Here is a 10791-nt window from a genome sequence, read left to right on the forward strand (position 1 = left end):
CAAATGTTGATGGGAACTACGCTGCAATGACTCGACTGTTCAAATTCTGGGCGAATATGCCATTGGGCCGCAAACTGCCGCTGTCTATCGCCGCCCCCACGATAATTCTGACCCTCGCCTCTGGCCTATTCTTTGCCTGGGAGGCCGGGCAAGCACTGAAGGCCAACCGGGAAGCTGCATATGCGACACTGCTGGAAGAGCGCAAAGAGGCACTGGAGAACTGGGTGGCCGACCTGCGCTCGCAGACCCGGACACTGGTGGCCAGTAAAGCAGTTGAAACGGCATTGCGGGATTTTTCCAACGGTTTCTATTCTCTGGGCGATGACCCCAGCGGGCATCTGCGCGCCGCCTATGCGGACGGCAACCCCAACCCTGCAGGTGAGCGCTACAAGCTGCTCGATGCCAAAGACAAATCCGCCTGGTCCATCCGCCACAAGATGAATCACACCGGATTTGTCACCTTTCTGGAAGAACAGGGGTTCCTGGACGCCTATCTTTTGGATGTGCAGGGCAACATGGTCTATGCGGTGCAAAAGAACGATGATTTTGCGCTGAATTACCTGGATGGGCCGTATCAGGACAGCGGGTTGGGCATAGCATTCCGCGCCGCGCTGGAACTGGAGCGCGGCCAGGTGTTCCTGTCGGAAATGGCTGCCTACCAAGCCGATAGCGGCCGCCCGGCAATGTTCATCTCTGCTCCGATCCTGAAGAAAGGCGCAATGATGGGGGCGCTGGTGCTGCGCGTCCCGGTTGAAGACATCTCTGAGCTTCTGTCCCACTCCAGTCTGCTGGGGGAATCCGGCCAGGCCTACCTGGTGCGCGGCGATGGAGTCGCATTGACTGCTTCGGACCGCGGCAACGGGCATCAGGCCTTGTCGGACCTGCCCGGTTTGGCACAGATTACGGCGGCACTTGGCGGCGGGAAAAGCAGCTTTTCGGGCACTCCGGGCCTGGCGGGCCAACCGGTCGAAGCCATGGCTGCGGGCGTCGCCCTCGAAGACCGGACCTGGGGCATTGTCCTGGAAGTTGACAGCGCCGAGGCGCTGGCAGCCCAAAACAGCCTGTCCAACGCCGCCATGCTGCAGGCCGTTGGCGTGGCACTGGCTGTGGCACTCCTGTCCTGGGTGGCAGCCCGCAGCATTGCCCGCAAGGTTTCGGCCCTGTCCGACAGTGTCGAGCACATCGCAGCCAAGGATTACAATCACCCGGTCGCCGGTCATGGCACCGGCGATGAATTCGGCAATATTGCCGGTATCCTCGAAGGTTTCAAAACTGACTTGCAAAATGCCCAGACGGCAGAAGAGGAACGGGCTGAATTGCAACGCCAGCAGGATCTCGTTGTTGGTGAACTGCGTAACGGCCTGAAGCGTCTGGCAAACGGGGACTTTTCGAACCCGATTACAGAACCTTTCCCGGAAGCGTACAAGGGCCTGCGCCTTGACTTCAACCAGACGGCTGACACCTTGAACAATACAGTGCGCGAAGTGGTGGAAGCCACCACCAGCATCCGCAATGGCACTTCTGAAATCAGCCAGGCCTCGGATGATCTGTCGCAGCGCACCGAAAGCCAGGCCGCCACGCTGGAGCAGACCGCTGCAGCGCTGGATCAGATGACCGCCAGCGTTAAGGCTGCAGCCGATGGCGCACGCCGGGTGGAAACCGCCATGAACGAGGCCCGGGACGAAGCCGAGGCCAGCGGTGAAGTGGTGCAAAACGCGGTTTCTGCGATGAACGGGATCGAAGCATCGGCCTCCCATATTTCGCAGATCATCGGTGTGATCGACGATATCGCGTTTCAGACAAACCTGCTGGCGCTGAATGCAGGCGTCGAGGCGGCGCGCGCAGGCGATGCCGGACGCGGTTTTGCTGTTGTTGCCTCCGAGGTGCGGGCCCTGGCGCAGCGGTCCTCGGATGCGGCCATGGAAATCAAGGCGCTGATCTCCAATTCCGGTGACCAAGTGGCAAAGGGTGTGGATCTGGTCGGCAAAGCCGGCGAGGCGCTGAACAGCATCGTCTCCCAGGTCACCCATATCTCGGGGCTTGTCTCGGGGATTGCCGAGGGCGCAGCAGAACAATCCACGGGCATTGGTGAAATCAACACCGGCGTGATGCAACTGGACCAAGTGACCCAGCAGAACGCCGCGATGGTGGAGCAGATGACGGCAGCAGGCCAGCTTCTGAACGGCGACGCCTCCAAGCTGGCCGGGCTGGTGGACAATTTCAATGTCGGTATGGACACACCTTCGCCCCGCCAGGTGCCGGAACCAGTCCAGCCATCCGCTCATGGCTCTGGCTGGGATGATTTGCCTGAGACGCATTCCGCCATTCCCGCCACGGAGGGCTCGGCCGCCTTGGCAAAATGGCAGGACTTTTGATCCCGACTGGAGCGGAGCACATTATGGCAAAGACAACAACCTAGTTGCAAAACCCGTCGCGCAACGGCCCGCTGCGGACGCCGCGTTGGCGGCCGCAGCGCCGCTCAGCCTGCACCGGTGTTGTGAAAACCCTATTTTCAGACTTTAAGAGGACATTGGGGCTGAACCGAACACTTGGCATACATTCTGGACACGGATGCCAGCAGTGCTTCGCGCAAATGCAAAGGTGGCAAGATGGCCGTGTCTAAACTTCCTGCTCGCTGGCTGCGCGCCTTCAGCAACCGGACATACCTGCCCGCCCTGCTTGCCTTGGCGGTAGTCTGTGCTGCAGGGTTTTACGCTGAGCAGCAAAACGCCACAATCCACCACCAGTCTGAACGTGCCAGGGTCCAGCAAGAGGCAGGGATGCTCAAGTCCCGGCTGGAAGGCCAAGTCAATGGCGACTATCAGCGGCTGCGCGGGCTGGCAGCGATGCTGGCCACCGAACCGGACATGCAGCAGGCGCGGTTCAGCCGGATGGCCGCACAGGTGCTGGAGGGAAAGACCGCCATCCGGCACATCGCTGCAGCTCCCGGCCTAGTGGTTTCCTTGGTCTATCCGGTGAAAGGAAACGAACCCGTCATCGGGTTGGACTACAATCAGAATGCCGCACAGCGGGAGGCGGCACACCGGGTTCGCGATAGCGGTGACATGGTGCTGGCCGGGCCGGTAAACCTGGTACAGGGCGGCACCGGGTTTATCTACCGGCTTCCTATTTTCACCGGGTCGGGGACTGACCGGCAGTTTTGGGGCATTCTCTCGGCTGTGGTCGCAACCGGCACTCTTTACACCGAGACCGGCATCCATGGAAACAAGGGCGGCCTGGAAATAGCGCTGACCGGCCAAGACGGGACGGGCCCCTCTGGACGCCAGTTTTTCGGCGTGCCGGACATGCTGACCGGAGATCCCGTTCTGCTGGACATAAACCTGCCAGTTGGTTCCTGGAAATTGGCCGCCCGGCCCCGAGGCGGCTGGCAAAGTATTCCTGGCAACCTGTGGAAGCTGAGGCTGGGTCTGTTGGCGGCGGCGGCACTGGTCGTTTTCCCGACGTTTCTGGCCGGCAGGCTGTCTGCTGCAAGGCAAACCGTTATCGGCCAGCTGCGGCGCAGGGAAGCCGAGCTGGAGGCCGTCTCGCGGCGGTTGGAAATTGCAGTCAAAACATCCCGTGTGGGCATTTGGGAATGCGACACGGTGAGTCAGAAGGTGAGCTGGGACAGCCGCATGCATGAACTCTACTGCGTACCCGTGCAGCACGGGCCGCCGGAGGGGGCCGAATGGATGGCCATGCTGCACCCCGGCGACCGGGACCGGGTGGCCAAGGCACTGCAGTCAGCGGAACGGAACAAGACACATTTCGCGTCGGACTTCCGGATTGTTCTGGAAGATGGCACCTTCAAGCATATCCGGGCGCTGGCCAGCCCGTTTACAGATGCGCAAGGCCGCGACTGGATGATTGGCGTCAACTGGAATGTGTCGGAGGATGTCCATCTGCGCGAAGAACTGATCCGTGCGAATCAGACTCTGTCCGAGCGGAACAGCGAACTGAAACACGGCAAACGCGCATTGGAAGACGCCCATGCCGAATTGCAAAAACAACAGGCGGAACTGCACCGTCTGTCGCTGGTCGCAAAACACGCGTCCGACAGTATCATCCTGACCGATGCAGAGCGGCAGATCCTCTGGGTCAACGAGGCCTTCACCCGCGTCACAGGCTATGCCGCCAGCGAGGCAATTGGCCGGACACCTTCAGAATTGCTGGACGGCCCGGATACCGATCTTGGCGTGATCCGGGAAATGAACCGCCACAAGGACCTTGGCATCCGCTATCACAACGAGGTGCTCACCTACACCAAGTCAGGGGAAGAAGCCTGGTTCGATACCAATATCGTCCCAGTGACCCGCGAAGATGGCACAGTCGACCTGATTATCGGCATTGAACGCGACATCACCCATAGCAAACTGCGTGAACGGGAACTGGCCGAGGCCAAGGTTGCGGCCGAACAGGCCGATCGGGCCAAAACGGAATTCCTGGCCAATATGAGCCATGAAATCCGCACTCCGATGAACGGTATCATCGGCATGGCTGATTTGCTGGCTGAGGCGGAGCTTTCGCTGGATGAACAGCAAAATGTGGAAACCATCCGCAGTTCGGCCCAGGCACTGCTGAAGATCATCAATGACATCCTTGACCTGTCGCGGCTGGAAGCCGGGAAATTCTCTATAACCGAAGAGGACTTCGATCTGCGCGACTGTATTGGCAGTGCGGCGGGGCTGTTCCGCCCGAAAGCGCTGGAAAAAGGCCTGTCGCTGCAGGTCTCTTACGCTGACGGGCTACCGGAGCGGCTGCATGGAGATGACGGGCGATTGCGGCAGATTCTGGTCAATCTGATCGGCAATGCTGTCAAGTTTACGCCGCAAGGCAGAATTGACGTCCGCGTCTCGCATGCCGACGGAAACCCATGCCGCCTGATCGCCGAAGTTGAGGACAGCGGGATCGGAATTTCCGGCTCACAAGCGCGCCATATCTTTGACCGCTTCACCCAAGCAGACGCGGCAACGACAAAGGAGTTTGGCGGAACCGGGCTGGGGCTTACCATTTCCAGCATGCTGGCCAAGCGGATGGGCGGCAGCATTTCGGTTAAATCAGATCCCGGCCAAGGCTCTTGCTTCCGGCTGGAACTGCAAATGTCGCCAGCCAGGCAAGCGCCCTCCCCGGCGGCAGAGTTTTTATTGGACACCGCGCCTCAGATCAGGCCTTGCAAGGTTTTGCTGGCTGAGGACAACCAGACCAACAGGCTGCTGATCCGCAAATTTCTGCGCGGTCAGCCGGTGGAGTTGGCTGAAGCCGGGAATGGCCGCGCGGCAGTTGACATGTTTAAGGAGCAGCAACCGGATATTATCCTGATGGATATGTCGATGCCCGAGTTGGACGGCATTGCGGCCACCCGGGAGATCCGCAATCTGCCCTTTCCCCAGCCAGTAATCATTGCCCTGACGGCCAACGCGTTTTCCAGCGACCGGCAAGCCTGTCTGGATGCGGGCATGGATCACTTCTTGGCCAAGCCGGTCAAAAAGGCAGTTCTGCTGCACACTTTGGCATCATTTCTGACAGATACTGCCGCCCTTGAATCGCAGCCCCGAGCAAGAGCCTGAGGTCTAAACCCAATCTCATTGATTGCGCCAGCGCATCAAGCCGCACAGGATCTAGACAGCCATTCCGATCAGGGCCACACCGCAGGCCATCAATACCGCAGAACCAAGCCGCCGTATCCAATATCCTTCTTTGAGAAAGAAAAATCCGATCAGCGCGGCAAAGATCACCGACGTTTCCCGCAGCGCGGAAACAGCGCCAAGCGGGGCAAAGTTCTTGGCATAAAGCACCAGCCCGTAAGCCGTCATGGATACCAGCCCTCCGGCAATCCCCAGGATCCATGTCCGCCTGGGCAAAGCCGCTAGCGTGCTGCGCTTGCGCACAGCAATGAATCCGGCGATAAAAATGTGCAGAAATGCCCCCCAGGCCCAGTAGCTGAGCGTGTTACCGGACAAACGCACGCCGATACCGTCGACCAATGAATAAATCGAAATGCAAAAACCGGTCCCCGCGGCAAAACCAAGAGCCGCGCGCCCGACACCCGAGCGCAGCGCCTTCCAGCTGCTGAGCTGGATGCCAAGGGCAATCACCGCAATGCCCGCCCAGGCCTGCAATGGCAAAACCTCGCCGGCAAAGATCATCGCCCATATGCCGACAAGCGCCGGCACGATACCCCTGGCGATCGGGTAAACGACGCTGAGGTCGCCGTGCTGATAGGCGCGGCCAAGCATGTAATAGTACCCGAAGTGAACCACCGTTGAGAGCAAGATATAGACAAAGCTTTCAGCAGAAGGCAGCGGCAGAATTGTGATCATCACGGCACTGGGGATCACGTGGCCAAAGGCAACCAGCCCGAGTGTGGTGGTGCGGTCCGCAGCCGTCTTCACGATGGCGTTCCACACAGCATGCAACAGCGCTGCCGACAAGATGATAGCGATGATAAAAAGGGTCATGTTCTGGACAGGCCTTTAGGCAGGCGGCTGGATTTCAAGCGTCACTCGGCGTCTTCCGGCAGCATTTCATTGATTAGCCGGGTCTCCAGCAGCTGACCGTTCCGGTACAGAACCGGATAGGCCACAGCTGCAATGTGGCTGTTGAATTCGCGCAAGGCACGCAGCGTTTCCAAATGGATATCGGACGTGTCAAAGCTTTCCCGGGCACCATTCTGCAACCGTTTCAGGTGACGTTTCCGGCTGTCGTGCTCCATCCGCTTCAATTCGGTTTTTTCCAGGCTCAACAGCCGTGCACTTTCCAAATCATCGGAGATCAGCACATTGGAGGCCAGCTGCATATTGGCCAGGATTGCCTCATGCATCCGGGTAATCTCCATCCAGCCTTCCCTGGAAAAGCTCAGGTTCCTTTTGTTCAAATCACCCGCCAGAACTGTCAGCCGGCGCGCCACCACATCACCAGCGGTTTCCAGCCGGATCGCATACTCCATCAGACTGCGGGCCGTCTTCAGCTGTTCTTTATCAAAGCCATCCTCGGGGATCGCAGCCACATATTTCCGGACACCGGAGAGCCCAGCGTTGACCTCGGCGTCCATCAGCTGGACGGTCTTGATTTTCTCCTTGCCACCCGATTGGTACAGTTCCAGTACCGGGCGGAACATGGCATTGACCTGATCCGACATTCGCAGCAGCTCGCGTTTAAGGTTCGAAACAGACACCGCAGCTGAGCCATAGCTGCCCTGCTCCAGCGCACTGACAGGCCGCCCAGGATGGTTTATCTCTGTCTGCGCGGGTTCGGGGAACAGCCGGGCAAAGATTTCTCCCAACGGTGTGCAAACCGGCAGCGCAAGCACCAGCAGTGACGCATTGAAGGCCAGATGCGCGTTGACCAGCATCTGGCCGCCTTGCGGATCCCCCAACACCCCCTGGCGCAGCGCCAGATTGGCACCGAACAGGCAGATCACCGCCCAGGTGCCGCGCAAAGCCAGGTTGGCATAAGGGATGCGGCGTGCCCGCAAATCCATTCCGCGGCTCAGCCAGACGGGAATGAAAGCAGAACCGAAATTCGCCCCCAATACCAGTGAAAGGCCAGCGGCAAAGGGGATCGCTCCGATCTGCACCAGCGTCACGCACATCAGGATAGCGGCAACTGACGAATGCATCACAAAAGCCAGCGCGCCACCGACCAGAAACGCCGTGATGTAATCCCGCGCCAAATAGCCTGCAACCGCCGGCAGAAAAGCGCTGTCGCGAATCGGATCCATCGCTTCGCGCAGAAATCGCAACGAAATCAGAATGAAGGCGACCCCCATCAAGATCCTGCCCAGCTGCCGCGCCTTCTTGGCCTCGGTTTTGACGAACAGATACCCGCCTGCCGCGAGCAGCACCGGCACCAGCCAATCAAGATCAAAGGAAAGGATCTGAATGATCAGCGCCGAACCCAGATCGCCGCCCAGCACGATGGCCAGCCCTGTGGGAAAGGCCAGATAGCCGCTGGCCGCAAACCCGGAGGTGAGCAGCGCCACGGCAGCCGAACTTTGCAGTACGATCGCCAGCATCAGCCCCATCAGGCCCGCCTGCAGATGGCTTTGCCGTCCGGTCAGCAGCCGCTGGAACGAGGCGCCATAGCTGCGCTCGATCCCGGTGCGCACCATCCGCACCGCATAGAGAAGCAGCATCGTGGCTCCCGCCAGACTGATCAAAAAAGTCAATATCGCCATGTCAGTTCCTGCTTGCGGCCTGTAGCCGGGGTGTTTCTGTCCCAGTCGCAACCAATGCAATCTTACCCCGTTCCTGAGGCAGCTGCTGCGGGCATTTCCAGCGGCCGCCCATCAAGCGGCCTGCATTTCAGACTGCCGCAGAGGCAGCTGTTCGTCAGTCATCTTTACCACTTGGAACAACGTCCACTTTCACCCCCCAGCCTGCCAGCGCTGCTGAGAGTTTCTTGTCAGGTCTGCGGTCGGTAAACAGCAGACTGATCTTGCGCGGAGAGGGTCCGCAATGCGGCGCAGATTCCGCAAACTTAGGATGGGCCATGGCCAGCGCCACCTGCTCTGTGCAATCGGCAACCACCCCGGCCAGCTGCGCCTCGGCCGCACTGTGATAGAGCACGCCCTGTTTGGCAGAAAATGCATCTGCAGACAGTATGGCCAGATCCAGCGCAAACCGCCGGACTTGCTGCTCAGCCACAAAACCAAAGGTGCCGCGCTCATTGCTTTGCAATTCACCACCCAGCAAATGCACCCTGTTGCCATTGTGGTTTGCCAGTGCCTGTGCCGCTCCGATAGAATTGGTGACCACGATCAACCCGGTCTTCTGCCGCAGCTCTTCGGCAACAAATGCTGTGGTAGAGCCGACATCCAGAAACAGCGCCATGCCATCACGGGCATGTGCAGCGATCCGGGCCGCGATCCGGGCTTTTTCCTTTTGGTTCTCAGAAATCCGCCGGGCGAAGCTGGTCGCGCTTTGCGGCCCTGCCAGAAAGGCACCGCCATGCACCCGTTGCACGGCTCCAGCCTTGTTCAGAGCCTTGATGGTGCGGCGCACAGTTTCCTCGGAAACATCCAGCATTTTTGCAAGCTCCGCACTGCGGGCTGATCCGCCCAAGCGCCGCAAAGCGTCCACCAGCTCCAATTCGCGGTGAGATAGAGAAAGTGAGTCCGACAAGAGTGAGCCTGTTCGCGATTAACTGCCTGACGCCATAAGGCATGGATTTTTTCCGGCTTACAAGGTCAACCCACATTTTCCCACATTTTTTTGGGTCTTTCCACTTTTTGCCGGACATTCTCCTGCAAACGGGCACCTTTGCGTCCAGCCGCCAGCCGCTCCCGCCCCTTTCCAGCCTGCCACAGGCAGACCCGAAAGCGTTGGGCATGGCGCCGTGCTGGTGCACGGCGCGGGCAGCACCCCGCAGGGGCGCTGCCGGGCCCAAGGCCCGTGCCGGGGCATCTTTGATGCACCTGCGGGGCGCGGGAGCCTTGCCCTTGCCGCAATGGAAAACCGCCGCGGCTGATCGGCCGCGGCGGTTTGTGGTCTCAATGCTGCAAAGGCTTACAGGTTCGGGTACAGCGGGAATCTGGCGCAGAGGTTCGCGACCTTGGCGCGCACCGCCGCTTCCACATCCGCATTGCCGTCTTCACCGTTGGCGGCCAGCCCGTCGATCACCTCGATGATCAGATCGGCAATCTGGCGGAACTCTGCCTCGCCGAAGCCGCGGGTGGTGCCGGCCGGGGTCCCGAGGCGCAGGCCCGAGGTCACGGTGGGCTTTTCCGGGTCGAACGGGATGCCGTTCTTGTTGGTGGTGATATGGGCCCGCCCCAGCGCCTTGTCGGCGATGTTGCCGGTCACGCCTTTGGGACGCAGATCGACCAGCATCACATGGGTATCGGTGCCGCCGGTGACGATGTCCAGCCCGCCTTGGATCAGCTGGTCCGCCAGGGCCGCCGCGTTTGCCTTGACCTGTTTCTGGTAGGTCTTGAACTCAGGCTTCAGCGCCTCGCCAAAGGCCGCCGCCTTGCCGGCGATCACATGCATCAGCGGGCCGCCCTGGATGCCGGGGAAAATCGCCGAGTTCACTTTCTTGGCAATCGCCTCGTCATTGGTCACGATCATGCCGCCGCGCGGGCCGCGCAGGGTCTTGTGGGTGGTGGTGGTGGCCACATGCGCATGCGGGAACGGCGAGGGGTGCTCACCGGCGGCGATCAGACCCGCGATATGGGCCATGTCGACCATGAAATAGGCGCCGACGCTGTCGGCGATTTCACGGAATTTTGCAAAGTCGATCTGGCGCGGGATGGCGGAGCCGCCGGCGATGATCAGTTTGGGCTGGTGCTCGGTTGCCAGCGCCTGGATCTGGTCGTAGTCGATCAGGTTGTCGCTTTCGCGCACGCCGTAGTGCACCGCGTTGAACCACTTGCCCGACTGGTTGGGACGCGCGCCATGGGTCAGGTGGCCGCCGGAGGCCAGATCCATGCCCAGGATGGTGTCGCCGGGCTGGATCAGCGCCTGGAACACGCCCTGGTTCGCCTGGCTGCCGGAGTTCGGCTGCACATTGGCAAAGTCGCAGCCGAACAGTGCCTTGGCGCGGTCGATGGCCAGGTTTTCAGCCACGTCCACATACTGGCAGCCGCCGTAATACCGGCGCCCCGGATAGCCTTCGGCATATTTATTGGTCAGCACAGAGCCTTGCGCTTCCATCACCGCCGCCGAGACGATGTTCTCGGAGGCAATCAGCTCGATCTCGTCGCGCTGGCGGCCCAGCTCGGCGGTGATCGACGCATAAAGCTCAGGGTCGCGCTCGGAGAGGGGTTGGGTGAAAAAGAGGTCTTTGGACATT

The 10791-nt window shown here is 60.3% G+C and carries 6 protein-coding genes; 2 read left to right on the plus strand and 4 right to left on the minus strand.

Features of this window, described 5'->3' with window-relative positions; genetic code table 11:
* Positions 1 to 26 precede the first annotated feature (26 nt).
* Positions 27 to 2375: a methyl-accepting chemotaxis protein gene (locus tag ETW24_RS17850; RefSeq protein WP_129372285.1), complete on the plus strand. Its 2349-nt coding sequence runs from the start codon at positions 27 to 29 to the stop codon at positions 2373 to 2375.
* 405 nt (positions 2376 to 2780) lie between these two features.
* A complete protein-coding gene (locus tag ETW24_RS17855; RefSeq protein ID WP_254695645.1) occupies positions 2781 to 5567 on the plus strand; it encodes an ATP-binding protein in 2787 nt (928 codons plus the stop codon).
* A 51-nt stretch (positions 5568 to 5618) separates the two neighbouring features.
* Here the strand turns inward: ETW24_RS17855 and ETW24_RS17860 are convergent, their stop codons facing one another.
* From ETW24_RS17860 to glyA, 4 genes are all read right to left on the minus strand, one after another.
* Positions 5619 to 6458 carry a DMT family transporter gene (locus ETW24_RS17860; protein ID WP_129372287.1) on the minus strand — a complete coding sequence of 280 codons (840 nt, stop codon included), beginning with the start codon at positions 6456 to 6458 and terminating at the stop codon, positions 5619 to 5621.
* A 41-nt stretch (positions 6459 to 6499) separates the two neighbouring features.
* A complete protein-coding gene (locus ETW24_RS17865; protein WP_129372288.1) occupies positions 6500 to 8176 on the minus strand; it encodes a Na/Pi cotransporter family protein in 1677 nt (558 codons plus the stop codon).
* 154 nt (positions 8177 to 8330) lie between these two features.
* Positions 8331 to 9122 (minus strand): DeoR/GlpR family DNA-binding transcription regulator, encoded by a 792-nt coding sequence (locus ETW24_RS17870; RefSeq protein WP_129372289.1) that lies wholly within the window; start codon positions 9120 to 9122, stop codon positions 8331 to 8333.
* Positions 9123 to 9506: 384 nt separating this feature from the next.
* Positions 9507 to 10790 carry a serine hydroxymethyltransferase gene (glyA, locus tag ETW24_RS17875; RefSeq protein WP_129372290.1) on the minus strand — a complete coding sequence of 428 codons (1284 nt, stop codon included), beginning with the start codon at positions 10788 to 10790 and terminating at the stop codon, positions 9507 to 9509.
* Position 10791: the final 1 nt, after the last annotated feature.

This window comes from Leisingera sp. NJS204 (genome assembly GCF_004123675.1).
Classification (GTDB): domain Bacteria; phylum Pseudomonadota; class Alphaproteobacteria; order Rhodobacterales; family Rhodobacteraceae; genus Leisingera.